Here is a 23,988-nt window from a genome sequence, read left to right as displayed (position 1 = left end):
TTAAAGGCGCCTCGCAAATGCTCTATCCGATTGTCTCCCAGTTTCGGGAGACGTGCTCTAATCCGTGTTCAGCGCATCATTGCCGATGCGCGACAGGAGAATGACCGCCTGTGTGCGGCTGTCGACCCCGAGTTTCTGCAGCACTGCTGAAACATGCGCCTTGACCGTGGCTTCCGACACGCCAAGCTCATAGGCGATCTGCTTGTTCAACAGCCCCTCCGCCAACATGGTCAGCACGCGCGTCTGCTGCGGCGTCAATGTGCGCAACCGCGCGATGAGCGCCTCGATTTCCGGGTCGTGCGCATGATCCAGTTCAATGTCGGCGGGTGTCCAGATATCGCCAGCCAGAACAGTGCTCACGGCCTCGCCAATGGTTTCCATGCTGGCGGATTTCGATATGAACCCCGAAGCACCGAGCTCGACCGCATGACGGATCGTCGCCGCATCGTCGGTTGCCGAAACGATGATGATTGGAAGTGCGGGCTGCAAGGCCTTCAACGTCACCAGACCGGAAAGCCCAGTACCGCCCGGCATCGTCAGATCCAACAGCAGAAGGTCGATATCCTCTCGCTCGCCGACCAGTTTCTTTACGGCGTCGAAATCGCCAACTTCGATGATTTCCACGCTTCGCGACTGTCCGGAAAGGACCTGTCTCAATGCCCCCCGGAAAAGCGGATGATCGTCAGCGATGATAAAATGCATGTGCCTCGCGCGCCATTGTTTCAGGTCTCCTCCCCTCGCGGTGCAGGCCAATCAGCCAATCACTCCGTTTTATGCCGTTTTTTGGCTCGGGCAACCAAAATTCACGTTGCTAATCCCTTTTCGCATTACTCATTGCCGCCATCTGGCCGCATTGTATGTTAGGTTATGCGCTGAAAGTAACATAAGAGCGGCCCGACCAGCGAAATGGGGGGACCAAAAGGCATTTCATGACGCGCAATACGCTTTATCCCGAAATCCAACCGTTCAAGGAAGAGATGCTGCAGGTCTCTTCGCTGCATCGAATCCACGTCGAGCAATGTGGCAACCCGGACGGCAAGCCGGTCATCATGATCCATGGCGGCCCCGGCGGTGGAATCACGCCGACGATGCGTCGCCTGCATGACCCGGAGCGCTATCGCATAATCCTGTTCGACCAGCGCGGATGTGGCCGCTCCACCCCGCATGCGGAACTGCGCGAAAACACGACCTGGGACCTTGTCGCGGACATGGAGCATATTCGCGCGCATCTCGGCATCGACAAGTGGCAGGTGTTCGGTGGCTCCTGGGGAGCGACGCTCGGCCTTGCCTATGCGCAATCCCATCCGGATCGGGTCGCAGAACTTATTCTTCGCGGTATCTTCATGGTTCGCCGTTTCGAAGTCGACTGGACCTATTCCAACGGCGCAAGCATTCTCTTCCCTGATCACTTCGAGGCCTATCAGGAGCATATACCGGAAGCAGAGCGCGGCGATATGATCGCTGCCTATTACAAGCGCCTCACCGATCGCAACCCGCAGGTGCAGCTTGAAGCGGCCCGACGCTGGGCGCGCTGGGAAGGCTCGATCATTTCGCTTCTGCCCGATCCGGCGCGTGTCGAAGCCTTCGGTGAAGACCAGTACGCCATCGCTTTTGCGCGTATCGAATGCCACTATTTCCAGAACCGTGGCTTCCTCGATTCCGACGACCAGCTTCTGCGGAACGTCGACCGCATCCGGCATATTCCCGGTGTGATCGTGCATGGCCGCTATGATGTCTGCACGCCGTTCATCAATGCCTGGCAGTTGAAGAAGATGTGGCCTGAAGCCGATCTCAAAATCGTCGAGGACGCCGGACACGCCGTTACGGAACCCGGTATCACCCACGAATTGATAGAGGCGACAAAGCGTTTCGCGCAATAGGGCGAAACGCACTCACATTTGCTGGAAATGCTCAATGAAAAGGCGCCGTGCGGCGCCTTTTTCCTTGCTGTCAGGTCCGTCCGCCCGGAAGGGTTCCATTGTCCGGCTTTTCCGGCTCGCTGTCGAAACTCTTCGCGATGTCCATAAAGCGCCGCATGAACCGTTCCATATAGCTCATGGATTGCTCAAACTCCTGCTCCGTCGGCAAGCCCGAAGCAGTACTTCCGCCTTTCCCTTCAAGAGCGGAGACCTTGTCCTCAAGCTTCTTCACGCGATCCTGCAGGCTGGCAATGTCGTTCTCATAAGCCTCGCGATCTTCGGTCGCCATCTTGCACACGAGTTGTCCCTGCTGCTCCACGCAGGTCGAGATCGCGCCGGTTCGGGTGTCGAGACGGACATAGCCGTTTTCCGTCCCTTCCAGCCGATAACGCCCGTTTTCCTGCGCCAGCGCATTGGCCGGGGCAAGCGCTGAACCAAGAACAGCAACAGCAGCCAGATTGCGGACCATCAATGTCTTTCTGTTCAACATAAGGCTATTCCCTTCAGCTTCTCTTTGAGGTGTCCCCATCATATGGGACGTTTACGACGAAAATCGAACATGCGGGACTTTGATTTCCGAAGAAATTCGGTCTAGAGAGCACCCATGACCAATGAGATCATCTATAAGATCGCTCCGCGCGGGCTTTGGGCGCAGGCAGAACAGGCTGGTAATTTTACCGGGGCTCCAGTTGATATTGCGGACGGCTATATCCATTTCTCTACTGGAACACAGGTGCGGGAAACGGCAGCTAAACATTTTGCGGGCCAGCGGGATCTGCTTCTGATCAGTGTGAATGCCTCTGCGCTCGGCGCGGCATTGAAGTTTGAAGTTTCACGCGGCGGGGCCCTTTTTCCTCATCTCTACGGCACGCTGCCGCTTGCAGCCGTTTTGAAGGTTGAACCCCTGCCGTTGGGCGACGATGGTCTTCACATTTTTCCGGAGCTGGAAAGTTAATGAGCGGGCTTTTTGAAACTCTCGGGCGACGCGCCCTTTTCGCCTTCGATGCAGAACAGGCACATGGTCTTTCCATCGCTGGCTTGAAGACAGGTCTCGTGACCTGCGGTGCGCCGAACGATCCGGCGCTTTCCGTCAAGGTTGCGGGATTGCAGTTTCCAAATCCGCTCGGCATGGCAGCGGGCTACGACAAGAATGCCGAAGTGCCGGACGCCCTGTTGAAGCTCGGTTTCGGCTTCACGGAAATCGGCACCATCACGCCGCGCCCGCAAAGCGGCAATCCGCGTCCGCGCATTTTTCGGCTCGTGGATGACAGGGCCGTTATCAATCGGCTGGGCTTCAACAATGAAGGCCATGATGCTGCGTTTAAGCGCCTGTCGCAACGCGCCGGCAAGAGCGGTATCGTGGGCGTCAATATCGGCGCCAACAAGGATGCCGAAGACCGCATTGCCGATTATGTTGCCGGTATCCGTCGCTTCTATCAGCTGGCGCGCTACTTCACCGTCAATATTTCTTCGCCCAACACGCCGGGACTGCGCAACCTTCAGGCCCGCGACAGTCTGCGTGAGCTGTTGAGCCGCGTGCTGGAAGCGCGCAACGAAGAAGGCAAGATGTGCACGCTGAAGCGTCCGGTTTTTCTGAAGATCGCCCCCGATCTGGCCGATGAAGAACTGGACGACATCGCTGCCGAGGCAACCGAACAGAAGCTCGATGGCATCATCATATCCAACACGACGCTTTCACGCGCCGGATTGAAAAGCGCGGACAACCGCGATGAAACAGGCGGGCTTTCCGGCGTACCGCTTTTCGAGCGCTCCACCATCGTCCTTGCCAAGATGCGCGAGCGTGTCGGCCCCGATATGCCATTGATCGGCGTCGGCGGCGTGGATAGCGCTGAAACGGCGCTGACAAAGATCAAGGCCGGTGCCGATCTGGTCCAGCTTTATACAGGCCTCATCTATCGCGGACCGAACCTGCCCGCCGAAATCGTGCGTGGCCTGTCGGCGGCGGTGAAACGCGAGGGCGTCGCCAACATTGCCGCACTTCGCGACCGGGACACCAGCGACTGGGCGAAGCGTGACCTGCCCGCCTGAGAGCCGGGTCACATAATGAATTCTGTACGATAACGTCGCGGCAGGATCGCCAGAAGCAAAACTCCGCGAATTGACAGAAACAGGTTGAGAGCCAGCCAGAGCCCGTGATTGCCCATCACGGGCTTTGCCGCATAAAGAACTGCGAGAAAAAAGCCGAGCGACAGGAACATCATGTTGCGCATGTCGCGCGACCATGTGGCGCCGATGTAAACCCCGTCCATATGGAAGGCCAGCAGTCCCGTCATGCCTGTCAGCGCCGCCCAAGGCAGGTATTTCAAGGCTTCAGCGTGAACGTCTCCCGCCTTGGACAGCAGCCCGATGATCGCATCGCCAAACACCAGCAGGAAGAAGGCGATGACGCTGGCCATGACCAGCCCCCAGACGAAAGTGAGCTTGGCGCCGCGCACGAACGCAGGACTGTAGCGCGCGCCAATAGACCGTCCGACAATCTGTTCGGCGGCTGCCGCCATGCCGTCCAGGAAGAAACCGGCGATGAGGAAGAAGTTCATCAAGACGGCATTGGCCGCCAGTGTGACCGGGCCGAGATCGGACCCTGCCCGCGTGAAGAAGGCGAAGGCCGTGAGAAGCAGGAAGGAGCGGATCATGATGTCGCGATTGACCGCGAACATGCGCAGGATTCCTTGCTTCTGGAATATCCGCGCCCGGTCCGGACGCAGTGACGCATCCTTTCGGAAATGGCGCAGCACGATGAACATGCCGACGAGAGCGGCAACCGTTTCGCCGGTCACGGTCGCCCAGGCAACGCCAGTAACGCCCCAGCCCCACTCCAGCCCGAGGATAATGCAGAGCACGATATTGATGCCGTTGAGGAGCACCTGAAGACCGAGGCCGACAATACCCTGTCCACGTCCGAGAACCAGTCCGAGGATTGAATAGTTGATGAGCGCAACCGGCGCGGACAACATGCGGATCGACACATAGGTCGCCATTGCTTCCTGCGTTGCCGACGTCGGATGCATGAAGGTGGACGAGACGCCGATGATGATCGGCAGGCACAGTATCATCAGGCTGCCGGCAATGACCGCGATGATGATTGCCCGCCAGAAGATCGCCTGCTCTTCCACCGCGTCTTCCGCACCCATGGCCTGTGCAACCAGTCCGGTCGTGCCGGAACGCAGGAAATTGAATATCGACAGCAGGAAATCGAAGACCAGCGCGCCAATCGCCAGACCGCCGATCAGCTCGGCCTGTCCCATCTGGCCGACAACGCCCATATCGACAAGTCCGAGAAGCGGCGTGGTGATCGCAGCAAGCGTCATGGGAATGGCGATCAACATCACCATCCTGTGTGTTACTTCGAACGGCCTTGTTACGCCACCACGCTGCAGCGACTGGTCCATGATGCTTGTCCCGAATATTCCCCTCAGATCAAAACGATCTACTCTGGAATCAATCGAAACTACAGATAATTCGGCCACCGCATTGTCGCAGTTCCTGACAACCGGCTGTCAGGAGAATGAGGGATCAAAGTCCGAGCATCATGGCCCAATATATATAAGTTGGCTTGTTTTCGGGTGTTGCCCAGGCGAGACCATAATGCTCGAAGGTCGGATCGAGCATGTTCTTGCGATGGCCGGGCGATTTCATCCAGGCATCGAAGACGGCCTGTGTACTGCGCTGTCCCGATGCGACATTCTCTGCCGCCGGACCGCGGATACCTGCCTGCCGCAGACGCGCCACGAAACCATTGCCCCAACCGACGCTATGGCCGATCTTTCCATAACCCGCCATCCGCCTGGCCTGGTAAAGCGCGGCTTGCTCCAGCTTGGAATCCGTCGCCATCAAAGGCAGTCCGTTTGCCTTTCGAATAGCGTTGAAAATAGCGGTGGGATCGTCGTCACCTGCCCCCCATGCCGCCTTCCACGGCATTGCCGACATCGCCAGCGCGCCCCCGGCAAGGATCAGAAAGCCCCGCCGGTTGAGTGTTAAACCTTGTTTTTGCTGCATGCCTGTCTGAGCTACCCAGTTACCGAATTGATTTCATTTCCGGTAGCTGAGGATACGGAGCAAAATAAAGGCAGGAATGACGACTGCAGCGCCAAGAATGAGATAATCGACAAAGCCTGCAATTGCCGAAAAGCCCATATTCCAAAGGCGGAGGAAGAAATCGCGGATGCCATACAAGATGTCGTAGGGCGTCCAGTGAAATGCGCTCATGACCACGCCAACCACCAGCGAAATCAGCACCAGCTTGATCAGAACGCGGGCCGGGGTATCGCCAAGAAAACGGTTTACACCATCCGACATGCAAATCTCCTGTGTGGTTATTGGTTAGAATGGATGCTCTTAAGTTGAAACGTCATCCCGCTCTAAGCTTTTGTTTGAGCATGATTCCGAAAACCGGTTACCACTTTTCGGAATCATGGTTTAAAGCGACAGATTCTTCGCGCAAGAAATAGGCTCTCCGTACAGCCTGCGCAAGTTCTGCCCTCGCTCAGCGCTGCTTGCGGTACTCGCGCGGGGCTTTCTGCTTTTGGCGCGAGAACGACCGGTTCATGCTGCGCGTATCGGTAAAGCCGCTTGCAACAGCCACTTCCAACAGTGACAAGCTTGTTTCCGACAAGAGTTCCTTGGCCTTCTTAACCCGCAGCTCTTCGCGGACCTCGAACGCCGTCCGCTCAAGGGCAAGCTTGAACCCACGCTCCATCTGGCGGACGGAAATTCCCAATCGGCGCGCCACGTCAATCATAGGCACCGGGTCTTCCAGCGTTTCCTCGAAAATGCGGATTGCCTTGCGGATCATCGGCGACCGCACGCCGTTGAAGCTCAGCGCCGGTTGTTCGGAACGCACAAGCTCATAAGGGATCATGAGGATGGACGCACTCTTGCGCGCCAGTTCCTCCGAAATCTCGTTCTGTATGATGGACAGCGCCAATGACGCCGTGCCAAGCCCGCCCGCACAGGTGAAGTGTCTTCCGCTACGATGGAACAGGCTCGTCGTATCGGCTGTATATCCGTCGAAAAGCTCCAGAAAATCGTCGCGATGGAACCAGCTGACGCAGCAATTGCGGTCCGGCAAAAGGTCTGCTTCCGCCAGCAGAAAGGCAGCCGTGCAAAGGCCCACCACTGTCTTGCCGCGCCGGTCCGCACGCTTGATGAGATCGACCAGCGCCTGCTGTCTGGGCCGGTATTGCGCAAGCAATCCGCCGACGACTGCCACATAATCACAATCGTCGAGTTCGCCTATGGGAGCGGTCGGCTCGATCACCATGCCGGAACTGGAGGTGACAGGATCTCCTGATAGCGTGCATATTTTCCACGCGCAGCGTATCTGACGGCTTTTGTCGCGATCATCGGCGGCAAGGCGGAAGGGATCGAGGAAAAGGCTGAGTGCACTCAGCGTAAAACCGGGCAAAGCAACAATGCCCACCGACAGCCTGCGTTGCGGGGCATCTGTTGCGGCTTGAAGCTTCTTGTCCCGATCCCGTTCAGTTCCGTTCGTCACGTCGACCTTGCTCCTCCACCAGATTTATATTTGCTTGGAGGAGGCTATTATAGTCAACGAAAATGCTTGGAAAGCTTCAACTGCTGCGCCTGATAGTTGGAGCCGAGATCGACGCCATAAAGTGCAGATGGGCGATGCAGCATATGTTCGTAAACCAGCCGCCCGACGATCTGCCCATGTTCCAGAATGAATGGAACCTCGTGGCTGCGGACTTCCAGAACGGCGCGACTTCCGGTTCCGCCCGCAGCGCTGTGCCCGAAGCCCGGATCGAAGAAGCCGGCATAATGAACGCGGAATTCGCCGACCAGCGGATCGAAGGGCGTCATTTCAGCGGCATAAAGCGGCGGGACATGCACTGCCTCGCGCGAAACGAGAATATAGAATTCATCCGGGTCAAGCACGAGTTCGCGCGAACCCCGATCATAGATCGGCTCCCAGAAATCAAGGATGTCGTGCGCCGCACGCTTGTCCACATCCACCACTGCCGTATGGTGCTTGCCGCGATAGCCAATCAGCCGGTCAGGACCACCTGAAAGATCAACCGACAGCGCAATGCCCCCGCCGGAGATGTTCGGCATTTCCGCTGCGACCAGCGTTTCGGCCTTGTGCAATGCAGCAAGTTCCGCCTCGTCGAGCTGGGCACGTCCCTTGCGGAAACGTATCTGCGACAGGCGCGATCCCGTACGCACGACGATAGGAAATGTGCGCGGGCTGACTTCCAGATAGAGCGGGCCGTTGTATCCGGCAGGCACCTTATCGAATTCCTGCGCTCCGTCGGCGATGACGCGGGTGAAGATATCCAGGCGTCCCGTTGAACTTTTCGGATTTGCCGACGCGGAAAGATCGGGCGACAGCGCCAGGCTTTCGAGAAGCGGAACGATGTAAACGCAGCCCGTTTCCAGAACGGCTCCCGCAGTCAGGTCGATCTCGTGCAGTTTTAACCGTTCCAGCTTTTCGATGACCGGCGTCCCGGGTCCCGGCATGAAGGAAGCGCGAACACGATAGGCTTTTGCTCCGAGCCTCAGGTCAAGGCTCGCGGGCTGTATCTGGTCGGGATCAAGGGCGCGCGGCGACGCCAGCAAACCGCTTTCAAACAGCGCGGAAATATCCGCGTCCGCCAGAATTCCAGCATCTCTCTGCGTCATCGACCCGATACTCCGTAGCCTAAAGCATGTCGTATTTTGTCGTAATCAAGCGACATGCTTCAATCTCTTGTTTTCACGCATATCTCCCGAAACCGGTTTCCGATTTCGGGAGATATGCTCTAGGCATTGCTTGACAAAGACCATTGACCGCTCAGGGCCTCAATGCCAACCCTTCCAACCGCTAGAAACCGGGTTTTCCGCAGGAATCAGAGTATTTTCATAGCGCCCCGGATGCGCTTTTCGAGAAATGCGTTGGTTTCGGCATTGACGGCTCCGCGCAACAGGCATAATGGAAAACTGTTCCGTGGTGATTTGGCCGGCCGGCTTGCAGCCACGTTAAAGAATTCGCTAAAAAAGGCCGCGGTTCGTTACCGGCCTTTTGCGTTTTCGCAAGGCCGGTTTTTTATTGGCCGCCGAGGCTCGACATCCTGCCCCGGCCGACCAGCTTTTCGACAGGTTGGAAAAATGACGACTGAGAATACCCGCAAATTTCGCCCTGCAACCGAACTCGTGCATGCCGGATCGCTTCGCTCCGGATTTGCCGAAATGTCGGAAGCGATGTTTCTGACGCAGGGCTTCCTTTATCCCAATGCCGAAGCCGCCGAAGCGCGGTTCAAGGGCGAGGACCCGGGTTTCATCTATTCGCGTTATGCCAACCCGACCACCGACATGTTTGAAAAGCGCATGTGCGCGCTGGAAGGCGCCGAAGAAGCACGCGCCACCGCCTCCGGCATGGCTGCGGTCGCAGCAGCCATTCTCTGTCAGGTGCAGGCTGGGGATCACGTTATTTCGGCTCGCGCCGTCTTCGGCTCCTGTCGCTACATCGTCGAGACGATCTTGCCGAAATACGGCGTCGAAATCTCGATTATCGATGGTTCCAACATCGAAAATTGGAAAGCGGCTGTTCGCCCGAACACCAAGGTGATGTTCCTTGAAAGCCCGTCCAACCCGACGCTCGAAATCATCGACATTGCTGCCGTTGCGCAGGTCGCCAACGAAGCAGGCGCCAAGCTGATCGTCGACAATGTTTTCGCAACCCCGCTATTCCAGAAGCCGCTGGAGCTCGGTGCGCATATCGTCGTTTATTCTGCGACAAAGCACATTGACGGTCAGGGGCGCTGCCTTGGCGGCGTGGTCCTCTCCGACCGCGAATGGATTGAAAACACCCTGCAGGATTATTTCCGTCACACGGGTCCGGGCCTTAGCCCATTCAACGCGTGGATCATGCTGAAAGGCCTTGAAACACTGTCCGTGCGTGTACGCCAGCAGACGCTGTCGGCGGCAGCAGTTGCCGACTTCCTCGCAGGCAAGCCGGGCGTGAAGCGCGTGATCTATCCGGGTCGGGCGGACCATCCGCAGGCCGACATCATCGCCAAGCAGATGACCGGTGGCTCAACCCTCATCGCCCTGGAGCTGGAAGGCGGCAAAGAGGCAGCGTTCAAGTTCCAGAACGCCTTGCAGGTCTTCAGCATCTCCAACAATCTGGGCGACGCGAAAAGCCTTATTACCCACCCGGCAACCACGACGCACAAGAACCTTACCGACGAGGCCAAGGCCGAACTGGGTATTTCGGACGGCCTGCTTCGGATATCGCTCGGCCTTGAGGATACGGACGACCTTGTGGAAGACGTGGAAGCAGCGTTGAAGGTCGCTCGCTGAACAGCCACTTCCCACATTGTGGCATTTAGGCTGCAAACAGAGGCGTAAACGATGCAATTTCCGGAGATTTCGGCAATTGCATCGTATTTTCTGCCCCACATCGTTGACCCTCCCGCAACTTTAGCGATAGGAGGGGCGAAAAAGCGGCGTCCGTGAACCGAACGACGAACCGTTGAGTAGACAGCATCATTGCGATCCGGATTGCAGGGTGCCAGGGCCGATGTGAATGTAGGGCGGTGCGCATGTATAGAGCGGTAACGCGGGGGATCGAGGTTTCTGTCGAGCCTTTCTATCTGGAAGATCAGTCTGACCCCGATGAAAACCGTTATGTCTGGGGTTATCGTATAACGATCGCCAACAATTCGACGGAAACCGTGCAACTTCGTTCGCGTTACTGGCAGATTACCGACGCAAACGGGCACGTCGAAGAGGTGCGCGGCGCGGGTGTGGTTGGCGAACAGCCGACACTTGAGCCCGGCGATTCATTTCAGTATTCCTCGGGCTGCCCGTTAACCACCACATCGGGTGTCATGGTAGGACGGTACCAGATGCAGGGTAATGGCGGCAGCATGTTCGAAGTCGACATCCCCGCCTTCTCGCTTGACATGCCGGACCTGCGACGCACCTTGAATTGAAAATATCCCAGCATTTTGCGAAGGCAGATGACGAACAGAGAACAACTCTGTTCTTTGCCTTTTCAGGAAGTTCGGCTCGAAGAAAAGCGCGCTGGATTTTCAACAGGGCGCGCAATCCGGCGCCCGGTGAGAGAGTTTTTAAACGCGTTCGATCAGAAAATAAGTCGTTGGTCCCGGTGGGTTCGGCAGAACAGAAACATTGTTCCAAAGCTCGACATTGAGTCCATCCGTTCCGTCACCCGTAATCGCCGGAGGCTGCACCACGCCATCCAGTCCGACCGGGGATAAGCGCCAGGCCGTGTTGATCGGCATTTTGAACCAGACCTGCCCAACCTTGATCTGCACCGGCAAGGTGCCAAAGCTGCTGACAGTCTTTTCTTCGTTGTCGGCAAATACCATGTCGGTATTACGTGCATCCGTGGCGAAGATCAGCAATAGCTTGCTGCTGTCCGCTACCGTCTGGCCATCGAGCGAAGAAACAGCCAGCATGCCCGCCCCGGAAGCTGCACCGACCCAGAGCTGCCCGAGTTGTACCGGCTGGGTGATGGATGAGAATGCAAGTGCTTCCGTATGCTGCGTGACAACCCGCATCTGTTTCGCCGCACTATCAAGCCTGATCTCTCCGGTATCGCTGACATATATCCCCGATGCTGCATCGCTTGGATTTGTCGCAGCCAGAACTCCATGGCTCCGTAGGAATGCGATGGCGTCCGCACGGGTGCTAATCTGGCGAGGAGAACCGACCGTCACAGCGTCTGGTGCGAACGGAGCATCGCCTTGTGCGAAACGAGACATTAGCGACATGATCGTCACGGCATCCGGTTCCTGCATGTCCAGCCCCGCCAGATTTCCGACATCCTGTATCTGCGCCACCACACGATGCAACGCTTTCGCAACGTCTCCACGGCGGAAGAGCAGCGCCGACAGGGTTTCGCCGGCACGGGCAACGGGATCAAGTGCGGTGCGGTAAGGACGGATATACTGTTCGTTAAAATCGCTACCGCCATAGCCAAGGACAAGTGCTCCATTGCTATGCCGGCACAGAATATCCCAGTCCTGCAGAGCGGCATAAGCCGGCATTGCAAGCCCCGCCTCGTAGCGATGCCTGTTCCAGAAAACGTGATCATACTCGGTCATCACAAATGGCTTTGCTGCCAGACGTGTCGCAGCCGCATTGCGGACGTAGGCCACCGCACCGTCAAACGAACTGGTCTGGAATATCGGCCCCGTCATACTGTCGTTCGGATCATGATAGGTATTCATCGCCACCGCCTGTTGATTGCGGCGTGTGAGCGTGGTCTGGATGCCATATCCATTATTATAGGGTGCTATGACACCCCTGAAGCCCATCGCACGGATGCAGTCGCCCATTTTCTTCGCTGTCTCGGTTTCAACCGACACGCAGAAACTTGCAAAATCGCGCAGCCGTTTGGACGCCGCATACCGGTTTGAAGGCAGGGCAACTGTGGCGTTTTCAATTTGCTCGGTACCCAGCAACTCGCCGCCCCAGGCAGCCTGCAAGGCTGCCGTGGTACCATATTGCTCCTTCAGCCAAGCATTGAACGGTCGCTTCAATTCCGCCAACGCCTGGAGGTCGCCGTTGGCGTAAACCCACGAATTGAACACCAATCCATTCTCATTGAACGGCACGACCATAGCCATAGCCGGGTCTTCGAAAGGCACAAGCCCGGTATAGGGATTGACCGTCCCGAAGATATCGACCTGAAAGCGCAGCCAATGGCCGAAAGCCGCATTTTCAACATGCGTCTTGAGTTTAAACTGGCCTTCCGTTCTCCAGCGGTCCGTTACGCCGCCCAACGCGCCCGCATTCGATGTGAGGCCATCAACGACCCAGTATATGCCGTTCTGTTTCAACGCGGCCATGTAGTAGCGGAACCGATCAAGAATATCCTGTCGGTATTCGAAATCCTGAAGCTGCCCCTCCATCAAAGCGATGTCGAGAAAATGGAACCGTGCGCAATTATATCCATGACGGCGCAACTGAACGGCCATCCTGTCCGCTGTCACATGGTCAGGAATAGTTGCAATGGCTCCGCACAGCAGCCGATATGGAACGGTCGGATTGCTCTGCAAGGCGATGTGACCGTCCGAATTGACGATGAGCCGTCGCTCCTCGTCAATCGGCGGATTTGATAGGAATGTCGAAAAATCGAGCGGACTGCCAGCCTCGATCTCGAGATTCTGCTGGGTAACCGGTATCCAAATGTCGGGCATATCGTATCTCCACAATTGACTGGTGGAGAATAAAAGCCTGTCCGAACACGGGGATAAATTCCTACTAATTTACCTGCGCATCAGTTCCCGAACTCTGCCGGATCAAACGAATAGATTTTCGAGCAAAACTCGCAAGTTACGGAAATCTTGCCGTTTTCCGCGCTTTCTGCAATTTCCTCGGCCGTGAAGCCTGATAGCACGCCGGAAATTTTCTCTCGCGAGCACGAGCATTCGTCCAGCACAGGCACAGATTCGAATACACGCACACCGCGTTCATGGAACAGCCGGTAAAGCAGCCGCTCCGAGCCAACTTGCGGGTCCGTCAGTTCCGAACTTTCAATCGTACCCACCAGCGAGCGAGCCTCGTCCCACGCGTCATCTTCCGGATGGAAGGCGGCCTCGGCTCCGTCCTCGTCGCCACCCGGCAAGTCGCGGATGCGCGCGCGCAATTCGGATTCCGGCAGGAATTGAATAATCAGTCCGCCAGCCCGCCACTGTTCGACAGGTTTTCCGTCGGCGCCACGCTCGACAAGCTTGGCGACACTCAGTTTGAGGTCGGTTGGAATCTGTTCCGACTGACGGAAATAGGTCGTAGCGATTTCTTCCAGCGTCGAACCATCCAGCGCGACGATGCCTTGATAGCGCTGGGTGTAAGCACCCTGGTCGACTGTGAATGCAAGCGTGCCCCGTCCCAGCAGTTCCTCCGGCTTCGTCTTGTTTGCGGCAATCGCTTCCTTCAGGCGCTCCGCGTCAAAACGTGCATAGGCACGGACTGAACGCGGCGTGCGGAAATCGACCACCAGCATGTCGACGGGGCCGTCGGACTGCGTCTGGAAGATAAACTTGCCTTCGAATTTGAGCGAGGTGCCGAGCAATACGGTCAGAACCGTTGCTTCCCCCAGCAGACGGGCCACTTCTTCGGGATAGTCATGGCGTTTCAGAATGCCGTCGATGCTCGGGCCGAGCTGCACCGCGCGACCGCGCACGTCGAGCCCCTCCACCTGGAAGGGCACGACAGCGTCATCGCCTGCGAAGTCGAAATCGCCCAGATTGACGTGGATGTTCTCGACTTCGATATGCTCGTTGCTGGTCTTGTCAGCCAAATTATGCTCCCAAATCGCGGCCTTGCAGGCACCACGCCAGAATGGCTTTCTGGGCATGGAGCCTGTTTTCCGCTTCGTCGAATACGACCGATTGCGGTCCATCGATCACTTCATCCGTCACTTCCTCGCCGCGATGGGCGGGCAGGCAGTGCATGAAAAGCGCCTTTGGATCAGCTTTTGCCATCAGTCGCGCATTGACCTGATAGGGCATGAAAACGTTGTGGCCGCGAGCATGATCTTCCTGCCCCATCGAAACCCACGTGTCGGTCACGATGCAATCCGCACCGCTCGCCGCCCGTTCCGGATCGGTGGTGGACATGATGTTCGCGCCGTTCGCTTTCGCCCAATCGACATAGTGCGACTTGGGTTCGCTGCCTTCCGGCGTTGCGATATTGACGTTGAAATCAAAACGCGCCGCAGCTTCGACCAGCGAGTGGAGGACGTTGTTGCCGTCCCCCATCCAGGCAAAGGTCTTGCCTTTGATCGGGCCGCGATGTTCCTCATATGTAAGAACGTCGGCCATGATTTGACAAGGGTGCGTGTCATCCGTCAGTGCATTGATGACCGGAACGGTCGCATATTCGGCAAGTTCGAGCATCCGGTCATGCGATGTGGTGCGGATCATGATCGCATCGACATAGCGCGACAGGACCTTCGCCGTGTCGGCGATGGTTTCGCTGCGCCCGAGCTGCATTTCCGAGCCGGTCAGCATGATTGTCTCGCCGCCCAACTGGCGCATGCCGACATCAAAGGACACGCGCGTACGGGTGGAGGGCTTTTCGAAGATCATCGCAAGCACCTTGCCTGCGAATGGCTTCTCCATTTCTCCAGCCTTGAGGCGCGCCTTGCGTGCCTTGGCGTCTTCCATGATCGCACGAAGCTCCGATGCAGGCACAGCGGAGAGGTCGATAAAGTGTTTGATCCCGTTATCGTTAGCCATGATATCACGCTGTCTTACTGGTCGGATTTGCAGTTGCGAGCCGTTCGACCGCCATTTCGATGCGCTTCAATGCTTCGCGCGCTTCTTCGGGCGTCGTGATCAGCGGCGGAAGCAGACGGACGACATTGTCTCCGGCCCCGACGCTCAAGAAATGCTCGTCACGGAGAGCCTGAATGAGACTGGTATTCGGCACAACGCACTTGATACCGATCAACAGGCCACGACCACGCACTTCCGAAACGACGTCCGGGAAGCGGTCGATGATGGAGGCGAGCCCCTGTTTCATGACCAGGGCGGTAGCCTGGACGTTCTCGAGGAAGCCATCGGCCAGCACAACATCAAGAACCGCATTGCCGACAGCCATGGCCAGCGGGTTGCCGCCGTAGGTCGTGCCGTGGACGCCCGCCGTCATGCCTTTGGCAGCTTCGGCAGTTGCGAGGCAGGCGCCCATCGGGAAGCCGCCGCCGATACCCTTGGCGACCGCCATGATGTCCGGCTTGATACCGGCCCATTCATGCGCGAACAGCTTGCCGGTGCGACCGACGCCGGTCTGCACTTCGTCAAGGATCAGCAGAAGGCCCTTCTCATCGCAGATCTGGCGCAGCATGCGCATGAATTCTTCCGGGAAACCGCGCAGACCGCCTTCGCCCTGAACGGGTTCAAGCAGGATAGCGGCGGTCTCGTCGTTGATGGCTGCGCGCAATGCTGCCTCATCGCCGAACGGTACCTGATCGAAACCATCGACCTTCGGGCCGAAACCTTCGAGATACTTGGCCTGACCGCCTGCGGCAATTGTGGCCAGCGTGCGGCCGTGGAAAGCACCCTCAAAAGTCACAATGCGGAAGCGTTCGGGATGACCGCTCACATAATGATAGCGGCGTGCGGTCTTGATCGCGCACTCGAGTGCTTCAGCGCCGGAATTGGTGAAAAAGACCTTGTCGGCGAAAGTGCTTTCGACAAGACGCCGCCCCAGCTTTTCCTGAGCCGGAATTTCATAAACGTTGGACAGATGCCAGAGCTTGTCAGCCTGCGCCTTCAGCGTATCCACCAGATGCGGATGCGAATGACCAAGCGAGTTCACAGCAATGCCCGCCGCGAAATCGAGATAACGTTCACCGCTTTCGGTAATAAGCCAGATGCCCTCACCTCGCTCGAAGCGCAGAGCCGCACGATTATAGGTGTCGTAAAGCGGTTGCACGGTCGTAGCGTCGGTCATAGCACCAGGCCTCCAAAGCCCAAGTTAGCAGCTTGCCCGGCTGCGCCGGCAAAGCTGTGTTTTCCCATAAACAGTCCTCAGGCACCCGAAACGGTTCCCACCTGTCGACGAGCGCCCAACACCCCATTCCAAGCCGTCACGAAACTACGAGGAGACATGAGAGGAATGGGCTCAGACCCATGCTTCCTAGCCTGAGCCTTCGGTAGAAATAAAAAACCGCCCTCTGGGCGGCATATTTATCTCGCGCGTATATTGGCGTTCGCAGGAAAAATGTCAATCAAAGCAAGCGAGGTTTGAGGGCCATCTTTCGACATGAGTTCATGCATTTTCGCGCTCTTGCAGCACTCCGGCATCGAAGGTGGCTTTACGTAGACACCCATACTATATAGTGAACGACCTTTCCCTGGCTGAGACTGCCAGACGACGTTGCTCATTCCGCAAGTCCGCGATGTTCCATCCTGAAACAATTCGGGTTTTCAGTTCTGAAGCAATTGCGTGCAAAATTTCGGGGCGGATCAAATAAAAACCGTCTTTGGCACCCAAGTTGGGGAAAACCGTAAAAATGGAATCCGCCTGACAAGGCTATCCCTTGTCATGGAGTCGTTGGATATTGTAGTTTCTTTTTAGAGATTAAAGCTACATTTCGTGCGGCGGACCTAGTCACCCGGATAGATATGGTGTTTTTGCTCGGAGCGATCCGAGAACACTGCCGGATTCCGGATAACGAAAATGATTGGAGCCCAGGGCGATGAACTGGACAGACGAACGCGTCGAACTACTGAAGAAACTGTGGAGCGAGGGCTTGAGCGCGAGCCAGATCGCAGCGCAGCTTGGCGGCGTCAGCCGTAATGCAGTGATCGGCAAAGTGCACCGTTTGAAGCTTTCGGGCCGTGGCAAGACCACGACCGCTGCTCCGCGCAGCAAGAAAGTCAATACGGTCGCCGCAGCGCCACGTCCTGCAGCACAACATTCAACCGGCGTACATACGACGACGATGCGCACGGCCACGGTGACCAAGACGGTCGGCGCGACGGCCCTCCAGGTGGACTATGCCGTGGACGTTGTTGCGGAAACAGTGGTCAAGCCCGCTTCGGACGTGGTGGTGCCTATTTCCCGCAGGCTCTCGCTGTTGCAGTTGAGCGAACGCACCTGCAAGTGGCCGATCGGCGACCCGCTGAACGAAGACTTCCATTTCTGCGGCCATGAATCCGGTGAATCGAGCCCATATTGCAGCTACCATTCGCGTCTGGCTTTTCAGCCGACTGCAGAGCGTCGCCGGGCACGCTGATTTAAGGAAAGTAAGGGAATAAGGGAGTGTGCCGAACGTGTTCGGCAGCTCCCTTTTCTATTTCAGCATTTCCGCAAGATCCGAACTAAAAAACACATATGCGACTATGATGATTGTCGGGTGGAGAAACGCGGATAAGTTGCTGGTTGCAGCACGGGGCGACTTTGGGAACAGGCTCTTCTCCCATATCCCCCTACTTTCCTATTCCCTTAATCCTTCCTCATAAACCTTCAGCGTGCGATCAGCGATCCCGCTCCAGCTATAGTCCCGTGCGATCCAGTCGATCATTTCCTGCGACTGCTCGCTTGTCAGAGGTTGATCGATTTTCCGCCGCAGCGCATTCTTCAACGCTTCCACATCGCCCAGTGGAAAATAGCTATCCTTCGAAAGTCCGACTTCCACATTTGCAGTGATATCGCTTGCAAGCACGTTCAAGCCGTATCCCATGGCTTCGAGGAGCGCGATCGGCATGCCCTCATGGCTGGAAGGCAGGACGAATAGTGCAGCCTGACTGAACAAGGCCGACAGTTCCTCCCCCTGAAGCGCGCCCGTCAGCACAACGCCGGGTACAGCGCCAGCCCTTGCACGAACGGTTCCGGCATATTCAGCCGTATATTCCGCTGATCCGATCAGGGCCAGTTTCAAGGAAGGATCGGCAAGTTTTGCAAAGGCTTCAATAAGATCAAGCTGACGTTTTTCCGGAACGATCCGCGCCACCAGAGCAATGTAGCGCTTGGGATCAAGGCCGTGCTTTTCCAGCCACGTCGTGTCTTGGCAGGCCGGGCGAAGCGTGACCCCATTGGGGATGACAGTGATCGGCACATGATAATGCTGCTGCATGGTTTTTGCGATATCGTTGGACACTGCGATGCGCGCATTTGCAAAACGCATCCCGCACCATTCGCCAAGCTTCAGCATTGCGCGCGCAAGCCGTCCCCACTTCTGCCGATTGTAGTCAAAACCGTGATGGGTCACGACCGTGCGCAGACCGAACAGACGTGCCAGCGGAACCGCAAGAGCCGGACCGATCGCATGAATGTGCAAGACATCCGGGCGAGTGAAACCTGCCCGCAGCACACCCAGCACCGTGTGCACAATTGCCTCGAACTTCATGGAGGTCGGCGCCCAGCTTGGCGTCACCTCTACGCCCTCCCAGACATAAGGCTGCTTTTTCTCAAGATAAGGACGGCGTCCGATTACCTCCACATCCCAGCCCTTCGTCAAATAGAGCCGGGCGAGTTCTTCGACGTGTTTTTCCACGCCCCCCTGCACATTGGGGACACCGCGCAGGCCCAGCATCATGACGCGAGGTCTTTTATCGCTTCGCACCATCAAAACGCTCCCAACTCGGCATAGAGTTCCAGCGTCCGGTTTCTGTACGCCTCTGGCGAGAATTCATGGCCGGCCCACATGCGGCCTGCCTCTCCCATCTTGCGCCGCGCCTGCGGGGTCAACCGAGCAAAATCGCCCAGGACGCGGGCGAGATCGTCGATATCGCCCGTACGCGAAACCATCCCGGTCTCGCTCTCGATAATCATTTCGGGAATTCCGCCAATGTCGGCGCCGATCACCGGCACCCCGAGTGCGTAGGCTTCGAGAATACTGATCGGCGCGTTCTCATACCATTCAGACGGCAGAACGAGCGCTTTCGCCTCGCCGATAAGCTGATGCAATCTTTCGCCCGAGACATAGCCTGCAAAGGTGACATCTCCGCCCGCCTCAGCCGCGAGCGCTTTCAAGGATTCTTCCTCCGGCCCAGTGCCCGCAATGACAAGTTTCTGTCCAGCAAGAGCCGCTGAGCGAATGAGAGTACCAATCCCCTTTTCCGGCGCCAGCCGTCCGACATAGGCGAAATAATCGCCTTCATCCGCATAGGGCTTCAGGTCGTCCGTGTGGGCGAAGTTGGGGATATAGACCAGCTTTTCTTCCGGCCATCCCCATTCGGCGAGCTTTGCAATATAGAAACGGCTCGGCACAACGATACGGTCAAGCGTATTGCGATAAAGGCCAAGCATGCGATGGATCGCTGTCTCAAAGAAAACCAGTCCGCTCAGCGCTGTGGAATCCTTGATGCATTTGTGGAGCGCCACATTGTAGATGCGTCCGCCCTTGCAGCGCTCGCAGATCTGGTTGTGGGACAGCATCTTATAGGCCGGACAGGCAAGTTTAAGGTCGTGCGCCGTCATGACCGTCGGGATTCCCGCGTCTTTCAGAACCGGAAAAATCGACGGCGATAGATGATGATAGATATTATGCGCATGCGCGACGTTGGGGCGAAAGTGCTCGATCAATGCCTTGATCCGGTCCCGCGCCTCCCATGAATAGATGATCTTGCCCGCCTGCACGACTTTGGTGAACGGGCTGCTTTCCCGGCCATACTCGATTTCGGAAACAAAATAGGAAGACCAGTCGGAGGGAAAATTATCCGGATGCTGCATGGCAAACGGTGCGGTTTGCCAGCCGATCTCCGAAAACAGTTTGATGTGGTCGAGAAAAACAGTTTCGGCGCCGCCACGCCGATAAAAATAGTTATTAATCGCCAGCAGACGATGGGCCGTATCATTCACATGCGTCAAACAGCACCTCGTTGCGCGCTGGAGCGTTTCGATTTGATTGAACAAATCGGCGCGTCTCAGCAGTTGGTCTTTTGATGCGCATCTTATCCGAAAACCGTTTCACGTCTTTCGGGATGCGCTTCAAGCCGTGCCACCACCTCGCGGACAGAAAGAATGGTCGCCCCGCTTTTCACCGCATGGGATACGAGGCGCTCGAAGGTCTCAGGCCTGCACCCGAATTCAGTCGGCGTATCGCTGATATCATGCGTATAAAAGACGAGCCAGCCAGGATTGGCACTAAGATCATCGATCCAGCGGGTATGGCGTGCAGCCCCGTCGTCTGGCTGTCTTATTTCCACTGCCTGCAAAAAGGCAAGATCGATCATGCCGCGATTGATACGATTGCCACCGCCGCGACAAGTCGCGTAACGATCAGCAAATAGCCGCCGTGTCATCATGGAAGATGCGCAATAAGGATAAGCGAAATTGCGTGGCATGCCACGATTGGGCTCGAACGCATCGAGATAGGCCGTGTTGCGGTCCAGGTCAGCTGCTATTTCCCCGGCGCCGAAATAAGGGACCTTGAGATGGTTGTAGGTATGGCAACCCAGCTCGTGCCCCCCTTCAACCAGCTTCCGGCACCCTTCCTGCGTGATCAGGTTCCTCTCGCGCTCCTTCGTGCCCACCATGCTGCCGGCAATATAAAAAGTGCCATGGACGCCGTGCTTGTCAAGGATCGCAGCTCCGGCGCTTTCCGCCGTGTCGGGTACATCGTCGAACGTAAAAGTGATGATCCGTTCGTTGGCTGGCAAGCAGAACGGGCGCAACGGAAACCGGCGACTGATGCTGTCGTTCAGCCGAATGGCGTACCATTCCAGACGTCTGCGCGCCCTCTCGAGACTATCCATTTCCGCCATTGCCCCAGCTCCCCAAGCTGTTTCAGACGAGCCTTGCCTTAGCCTGCAAGCGCAATCCGAAGACAGCAACCATGATACAGAACCATAGTGCCCCACCGTTCTGAAAGAACGTACTTTCCATACAAGACATATATAATCCGTAAAGCCAAAGGCGAATGTAAAGCAGCGTTAATATAGGGTCGTTGTCTGTGCTTTCCGCTTCCCTAATATATCGAAGCGGCAAAATCATTATCCAGATGAGTGTCAGAATGAGACCAATAATGCCAGCATTGATCATCATATCGAGGAATGAATTATGCGCATTGAAGGCGGCAACCGCCCAGCTTGCACCGCCGCCGCCTGCATAGACCATTTCGGGCGTTTTCCAAAACGAGTCCAGACCGTAGCCGAAAACCGGCTTGGCCGAGATCGCAGAGAATGCAAGTTTCCAGATATCAGAACGGTTTGTAAAACTGGCGTCAACTCCCAAGCTTTCTACAAGCTCGCGCAGTGGATCGAAGACAGCGGCCCCTACGGCAACAATGTTAAAGGCCGCGATCCCGCCGACTGCAATGAAAACACGGGTCCATTTCCACCGCACGAACACCAGCGACATCACCACGATAAAAGGCAACATGGCCGTCGATGTCTTGCCGCCTGTATGCAACACGAAAAAAACGCAAAGGGCGACAATCAGCAGACCTGTTATCGGCAAACCGCGTTTCCGGATGTAAAGCCCCAGAAAACTCATCAGCACCAAAGATGCGGCGGCGGCATTCTTGTGCGGATAGTGACCGCGCCAGGCGCCAGCCAGCATGGGCTCAAGGACTTCAGTGCCCTGATGAATAGCGCGCTGCGGCATGAAAATTACGCCGAAATAGGCAAATGCCAGCGTTATCAGCGAGCCGATTGCGAGCAACCGCGCCATCTGGCGTTCGGACTGCGGCAACATAAGAAAGATGCTCGCGTTCAAGGCAGTCAGGATAGACAGCACGACTTTCTTGCTGGCGATCATGGGGTGGGCCGACAGCAAAGCCGTCAGGAGAAGCCAGAAGAAAACGAGCCCCATCAAAATGCGCGGCTGCATGATGACACTGCGCATGGAGCTGTTCAATCCGCAGATCAGAAAGCCGCCCGTCAAGAAGAGAGTGACAAGCTGGTTGAAGGAACTGGAGTCGGCGGCTTTGGCTGTGACACCGGTCACCGCACCAATGTCGGGATAGGGATTGGTGCCTATCCACATAAACAGGAACATGCACAGAAAAAGGCCAGCTCCGACAGCTGACGAGACTCGCGGCTGTATCTCCTCACGGTAATGAACCGACAGCTCAGCCAAGGTCAGATCGTACCTTCCCGATTTCCGCGCCACGCTCCAAGATAGCCGAGGCCGAGCGCCAGCACCACACCAAGTCCCATACCGGCAATACCGCCTCCCGCACCGAGCACCAGCGTCTTCGGAGGCCAGCTCCGGCCGATCGGCGGAATAGCCGTTGAAATGATCCGTATATTGGTCGCATCCAATTGCTGGCGCTGGCTCGTCTCCGATGAACGGGTCAGAAAGGTGTTGTAGATCGACACTTTCGCGGCCATGTCACGTTCGAGGTCCGAAAGCTGGACTTGCGCATCATTGTCAAGCGCAACCGCTGAACGGGCCGAAGCAGCCTGGGCGTTGAGCAATGCGACAACGGCATTTGCCTGATCCAGATCAACCTTCGCGGATTGCAGGATGCGCGCCCGTTCCTGCGCCATTTGCTGCTCCAGACCGGCAAGCTGCCGCTCCGTATTTATCAATTCGGGATACCGTGGCCCATAGGTCATCGCGAGAGCGTCGTAGCGCTGTTTCAGCGATGCATATTGTCCGCGCAGGTTCGTCATCGTAGGCGACTGCAATGTACTTGCAGGACTGACAGCGCTGCCGGTATCCCTCGTCAGTTCCTCGTAGCGCGTGCTTGCGTCGGCAACTCGCGCCTTGGCGTCAACCAGCTTGGAATTGATCTGCGTCATGGACTGGGTGCTGACAAGTTCGCCGCCAGCGGTCTGCAAGCCATGCGCCCTGCGAAACGCGGCAACTTTCTCTTCCGCTTCTGTCGCGGCCTTTTGCAGCGAAGCCAGACGTTCGGATAGGGCTGCAGCCGCCCGCCCCGCCCCGTCGGCATCCGCCTGGGCGACTTCTTCCTGAAAGGCGTTTGCGAGAGAATCCGCAACCTTCACCGATTTTTCCGGATTATCCGTCCAGACGGCAATCGTGACCAGATAGGATCGTTCAGGCCGCGTAACGGTAATGCGCTGCGACAGGGCGCGCACCGCAGCCAGCGTATCATCCTTCGGACCTGCAGGCTTGCTGAGGCCAAGCATGGCCCGCAGATCGAAGGCTGGCGGAGGCGGGACGAACTCCTCGTCTTCATTCAGTTTCAAATCCGTTACGACCCGCCGGAGCACGTTGCCGGAAGTCAGGATGCGCATCTTGCTTTCAATGTCGAGAATCTGGCTGTCAGCCTGAAGGCTCTGGGCATAGACGTCATTGGGCAGCAACTGAAGACCCGATGGGGGCACCAGCAAATCGGTATAGGCTGTATATCGGGGCTTTGCCGTCATGCCGTAAGCAAGGCCCGCCAGGCCGCCGATGATCGCGAGCGCGGCTATCAAAATCCACCGGGCACGCATCCAGGCCAGCGCTTCAAACAGGTCGATTTCAGGCAACATCAGCCCGTTGTGAGCGGGCGCAATTGTTTCGGTGGTCTTCTCTTCTTCGCGGATGATATGCGTTTCGCGCCGGGCTGCGCGCAACCGCTCATCTACGGGGACCGGATTTTCACCAGCGGCCTCCGTTACCTGTGCTTTCGAAGCGAGGTCACGCAACGTATACATTAGTTGCCCCTAAA

23 protein-coding genes and 1 riboswitch are annotated in these 23,988 nt (G+C 57.0%); of the genes, 7 read left to right on the top strand and 16 right to left on the bottom strand.

Going from position 1 to position 23,988, the window contains the following annotated elements; all coding sequences use genetic code 11:
* Nucleotides 1–57: 57 nt before the first annotated feature.
* Nucleotides 58–702 carry a response regulator transcription factor gene (locus tag ABWW28_RS07275; RefSeq protein ID WP_112670607.1) on the bottom strand — a complete coding sequence of 215 codons (645 nt, stop codon included), beginning with the start codon at nt 700–702 and terminating at the stop codon, nt 58–60.
* Between the two features lie 227 nt (nt 703–929).
* Between ABWW28_RS07275 and pip the strand changes: the two genes are divergently transcribed.
* Nucleotides 930–1,880 (top strand): prolyl aminopeptidase, encoded by a 951-nt coding sequence (pip, locus tag ABWW28_RS07270; RefSeq protein WP_112670609.1) that lies wholly within the window; start codon nt 930–932, stop codon nt 1,878–1,880.
* A 70-nt stretch (nt 1,881–1,950) separates the two neighbouring features.
* On the opposite strand, the gene ABWW28_RS07265 is transcribed toward pip, so the two are convergent.
* Entirely contained in the window at nt 1,951–2,409 is a 459-nt protein-coding gene (locus tag ABWW28_RS07265) for a hypothetical protein (protein WP_036564891.1), read from the bottom strand.
* A gap of 114 nt (nt 2,410–2,523) precedes the next feature.
* Between ABWW28_RS07265 and ABWW28_RS07260 the strand changes: the two genes are divergently transcribed.
* Together ABWW28_RS07260 and ABWW28_RS07255 are read left to right on the top strand one after the other, a co-directional pair.
* Nucleotides 2,524–2,874 carry a DUF952 domain-containing protein gene (locus ABWW28_RS07260; protein WP_006466056.1) on the top strand — a complete coding sequence of 117 codons (351 nt, stop codon included), beginning with the start codon at nt 2,524–2,526 and terminating at the stop codon, nt 2,872–2,874.
* Nucleotides 2,874–3,968, top strand: a complete 1,095-nt coding sequence (locus ABWW28_RS07255; protein ID WP_112670611.1) for a quinone-dependent dihydroorotate dehydrogenase — start codon at nt 2,874–2,876, stop codon at nt 3,966–3,968. The genes ABWW28_RS07260 and ABWW28_RS07255 overlap by 1 nt, the downstream gene beginning before the upstream one ends.
* Nucleotides 3,969–3,976: 8 nt before the next feature.
* Here ABWW28_RS07255 and ABWW28_RS07250 read toward each other — a convergent pair whose 3' ends face one another.
* From ABWW28_RS07250 to ABWW28_RS07230, 5 genes are all read right to left on the bottom strand, one after another.
* Nucleotides 3,977–5,329, bottom strand: coding sequence for an MATE family efflux transporter (locus ABWW28_RS07250; protein ID WP_100648068.1), 1,353 nt, complete (start codon nt 5,327–5,329; stop codon nt 3,977–3,979).
* Nucleotides 5,330–5,453: 124 nt separating this feature from the next.
* Nucleotides 5,454–5,936: a CAP domain-containing protein gene (locus tag ABWW28_RS07245; RefSeq protein ID WP_006466053.1), complete on the bottom strand. Its 483-nt coding sequence runs from the start codon at nt 5,934–5,936 to the stop codon at nt 5,454–5,456.
* A gap of 33 nt (nt 5,937–5,969) precedes the next feature.
* Entirely contained in the window at nt 5,970–6,236 is a 267-nt protein-coding gene (locus ABWW28_RS07240; protein ID WP_006466052.1) for a DUF6460 domain-containing protein, read from the bottom strand.
* 187 nt (nt 6,237–6,423) lie between these two features.
* Nucleotides 6,424–7,434 (bottom strand): GlxA family transcriptional regulator, encoded by a 1,011-nt coding sequence (locus ABWW28_RS07235; protein ID WP_006466051.1) that lies wholly within the window; start codon nt 7,432–7,434, stop codon nt 6,424–6,426.
* Between the two features lie 53 nt (nt 7,435–7,487).
* Nucleotides 7,488–8,579, bottom strand: a complete 1,092-nt coding sequence (locus ABWW28_RS07230) for a 2'-deoxycytidine 5'-triphosphate deaminase (RefSeq protein ID WP_112670613.1) — start codon at nt 8,577–8,579, stop codon at nt 7,488–7,490.
* A 294-nt stretch (nt 8,580–8,873) separates the two neighbouring features.
* Nucleotides 8,874–8,953, top strand: a riboswitch (SAM riboswitch).
* Nucleotides 8,954–9,044: 91 nt separating this feature from the next.
* Between ABWW28_RS07230 and ABWW28_RS07225 the strand changes: the two genes are divergently transcribed.
* Nucleotides 9,045–10,238, top strand: coding sequence for an O-succinylhomoserine sulfhydrylase (locus ABWW28_RS07225; protein ID WP_112670615.1), 1,194 nt, complete (start codon nt 9,045–9,047; stop codon nt 10,236–10,238).
* 242 nt (nt 10,239–10,480) lie between these two features.
* Nucleotides 10,481–10,873, top strand: coding sequence for a Co2+/Mg2+ efflux facilitator ApaG/CorD (gene apaG / locus ABWW28_RS07220; RefSeq protein WP_006471061.1), 393 nt, complete (start codon nt 10,481–10,483; stop codon nt 10,871–10,873).
* 138 nt (nt 10,874–11,011) lie between these two features.
* Here the strand turns inward: apaG and ABWW28_RS07215 are convergent, their stop codons facing one another.
* From ABWW28_RS07215 to ABWW28_RS07200, 4 genes are all read right to left on the bottom strand, one after another.
* Nucleotides 11,012–13,108 carry a glycoside hydrolase gene (locus ABWW28_RS07215; RefSeq protein WP_112670617.1) on the bottom strand — a complete coding sequence of 699 codons (2,097 nt, stop codon included), beginning with the start codon at nt 13,106–13,108 and terminating at the stop codon, nt 11,012–11,014.
* Between the two features lie 80 nt (nt 13,109–13,188).
* On the bottom strand, nt 13,189–14,211 hold the full coding sequence (locus ABWW28_RS07210) for an Hsp33 family molecular chaperone (RefSeq protein WP_112670619.1): 1,023 nt from the start codon (nt 14,209–14,211) through the stop codon (nt 13,189–13,191).
* A 1-nt stretch (nt 14,212) separates the two neighbouring features.
* On the bottom strand, nt 14,213–15,151 hold the full coding sequence (gene argF, locus ABWW28_RS07205; RefSeq protein WP_025089714.1) for an ornithine carbamoyltransferase: 939 nt from the start codon (nt 15,149–15,151) through the stop codon (nt 14,213–14,215).
* 4 nt (nt 15,152–15,155) lie between these two features.
* Entirely contained in the window at nt 15,156–16,367 is a 1,212-nt protein-coding gene (locus ABWW28_RS07200; protein ID WP_112670621.1) for an aspartate aminotransferase family protein, read from the bottom strand.
* Between the two features lie 748 nt (nt 16,368–17,115).
* On the opposite strand from ABWW28_RS07200, the gene ABWW28_RS07195 reads away from it, so the two are divergent.
* Nucleotides 17,116–17,655: a GcrA family cell cycle regulator gene (locus tag ABWW28_RS07195; RefSeq protein ID WP_006471065.1), complete on the top strand. Its 540-nt coding sequence runs from the start codon at nt 17,116–17,118 to the stop codon at nt 17,653–17,655.
* 201 nt (nt 17,656–17,856) lie between these two features.
* On the opposite strand, the gene ABWW28_RS07190 is transcribed toward ABWW28_RS07195, so the two are convergent.
* Nucleotides 17,857–18,987, bottom strand: a complete 1,131-nt coding sequence (locus ABWW28_RS07190) for a glycosyltransferase family 4 protein (protein ID WP_112670623.1) — start codon at nt 18,985–18,987, stop codon at nt 17,857–17,859.
* A complete protein-coding gene (locus tag ABWW28_RS07185) occupies nt 18,987–20,192 on the bottom strand; it encodes a glycosyltransferase family 4 protein (RefSeq protein WP_278388838.1) in 1,206 nt (401 codons plus the stop codon). Before ABWW28_RS07185 ends, ABWW28_RS07190 begins: the two co-directional genes overlap by 1 nt.
* Here ABWW28_RS07185 and ABWW28_RS07180 point away from each other — a divergent pair.
* A complete protein-coding gene (locus ABWW28_RS07180) occupies nt 20,085–20,306 on the top strand; it encodes a hypothetical protein (protein ID WP_246191631.1) in 222 nt (73 codons plus the stop codon). The genes ABWW28_RS07185 and ABWW28_RS07180 overlap by 108 nt on opposite strands.
* Nucleotides 20,307–20,314: 8 nt before the next feature.
* Here ABWW28_RS07180 and ABWW28_RS07175 read toward each other — a convergent pair whose 3' ends face one another.
* From ABWW28_RS07175 to ABWW28_RS07165, 3 genes are read right to left on the bottom strand one after another with little or no spacing between them, the layout of a single operon-like run.
* A complete protein-coding gene (locus ABWW28_RS07175) occupies nt 20,315–21,127 on the bottom strand; it encodes a polysaccharide deacetylase family protein (RefSeq protein WP_112670625.1) in 813 nt (270 codons plus the stop codon).
* A gap of 22 nt (nt 21,128–21,149) precedes the next feature.
* On the bottom strand, nt 21,150–22,475 hold the full coding sequence (locus ABWW28_RS07170; protein WP_353390621.1) for an O-antigen ligase family protein: 1,326 nt from the start codon (nt 22,473–22,475) through the stop codon (nt 21,150–21,152).
* Nucleotides 22,445–23,974 carry a GumC family protein gene (locus ABWW28_RS07165; RefSeq protein WP_112670627.1) on the bottom strand — a complete coding sequence of 510 codons (1,530 nt, stop codon included), beginning with the start codon at nt 23,972–23,974 and terminating at the stop codon, nt 22,445–22,447. Before ABWW28_RS07165 ends, ABWW28_RS07170 begins: the two co-directional genes overlap by 31 nt.
* Nucleotides 23,975–23,988 lie beyond the last annotated feature (14 nt).

It is taken from the genome of Brucella sp. NBRC 14130, from assembly GCF_040371715.1.
In the GTDB taxonomy this organism is placed as follows: domain Bacteria; phylum Pseudomonadota; class Alphaproteobacteria; order Rhizobiales; family Rhizobiaceae; genus Brucella; species Brucella intermedia.
This window is presented reverse-complemented; position numbering and strand designations above follow the sequence as displayed.

What these genes read in the sequence shown, in the direction of transcription:
- ABWW28_RS07275 (WP_112670607.1), bottom strand. Translation starts at nt 702, where the DNA reads ATGCATTTTATCATCGCTGACGATCATCCGCTTTTCCGGGGGGCATTG.
- pip (WP_112670609.1), top strand. Translation starts at nt 930, where the DNA reads ATGACGCGCAATACGCTTTATCCCGAAATCCAACCGTTCAAGGAAGAG.
- ABWW28_RS07265 (WP_036564891.1), bottom strand. Translation starts at nt 2,409, where the DNA reads ATGTTGAACAGAAAGACATTGATGGTCCGCAATCTGGCTGCTGTTGCT.
- ABWW28_RS07260 (WP_006466056.1), top strand. Translation starts at nt 2,524, where the DNA reads ATGACCAATGAGATCATCTATAAGATCGCTCCGCGCGGGCTTTGGGCG.
- ABWW28_RS07255 (WP_112670611.1), top strand. Translation starts at nt 2,874, where the DNA reads ATGAGCGGGCTTTTTGAAACTCTCGGGCGACGCGCCCTTTTCGCCTTC.
- ABWW28_RS07250 (WP_100648068.1), bottom strand. Translation starts at nt 5,329, where the DNA reads ATGGACCAGTCGCTGCAGCGTGGTGGCGTAACAAGGCCGTTCGAAGTA.
- ABWW28_RS07245 (WP_006466053.1), bottom strand. Translation starts at nt 5,936, where the DNA reads ATGCAGCAAAAACAAGGTTTAACACTCAACCGGCGGGGCTTTCTGATC.
- ABWW28_RS07240 (WP_006466052.1), bottom strand. Translation starts at nt 6,236, where the DNA reads ATGTCGGATGGTGTAAACCGTTTTCTTGGCGATACCCCGGCCCGCGTT.
- ABWW28_RS07230 (WP_112670613.1), bottom strand. Translation starts at nt 8,579, where the DNA reads ATGACGCAGAGAGATGCTGGAATTCTGGCGGACGCGGATATTTCCGCG.
- ABWW28_RS07225 (WP_112670615.1), top strand. Translation starts at nt 9,045, where the DNA reads ATGACGACTGAGAATACCCGCAAATTTCGCCCTGCAACCGAACTCGTG.
- apaG (WP_006471061.1), top strand. Translation starts at nt 10,481, where the DNA reads ATGTATAGAGCGGTAACGCGGGGGATCGAGGTTTCTGTCGAGCCTTTC.
- ABWW28_RS07215 (WP_112670617.1), bottom strand. Translation starts at nt 13,108, where the DNA reads ATGCCCGACATTTGGATACCGGTTACCCAGCAGAATCTCGAGATCGAG.
- argF (WP_025089714.1), bottom strand. Translation starts at nt 15,151, where the DNA reads ATGGCTAACGATAACGGGATCAAACACTTTATCGACCTCTCCGCTGTG.
- ABWW28_RS07200 (WP_112670621.1), bottom strand. Translation starts at nt 16,367, where the DNA reads ATGACCGACGCTACGACCGTGCAACCGCTTTACGACACCTATAATCGT.
- ABWW28_RS07195 (WP_006471065.1), top strand. Translation starts at nt 17,116, where the DNA reads ATGAACTGGACAGACGAACGCGTCGAACTACTGAAGAAACTGTGGAGC.
- ABWW28_RS07190 (WP_112670623.1), bottom strand. Translation starts at nt 18,987, where the DNA reads ATGGTGCGAAGCGATAAAAGACCTCGCGTCATGATGCTGGGCCTGCGC.
- ABWW28_RS07180 (WP_246191631.1), top strand. Translation starts at nt 20,085, where the DNA reads ATGCTGCATGGCAAACGGTGCGGTTTGCCAGCCGATCTCCGAAAACAG.
- ABWW28_RS07175 (WP_112670625.1), bottom strand. Translation starts at nt 21,127, where the DNA reads ATGGCGGAAATGGATAGTCTCGAGAGGGCGCGCAGACGTCTGGAATGG.
- ABWW28_RS07165 (WP_112670627.1), bottom strand. Translation starts at nt 23,974, where the DNA reads ATGTATACGTTGCGTGACCTCGCTTCGAAAGCACAGGTAACGGAGGCC.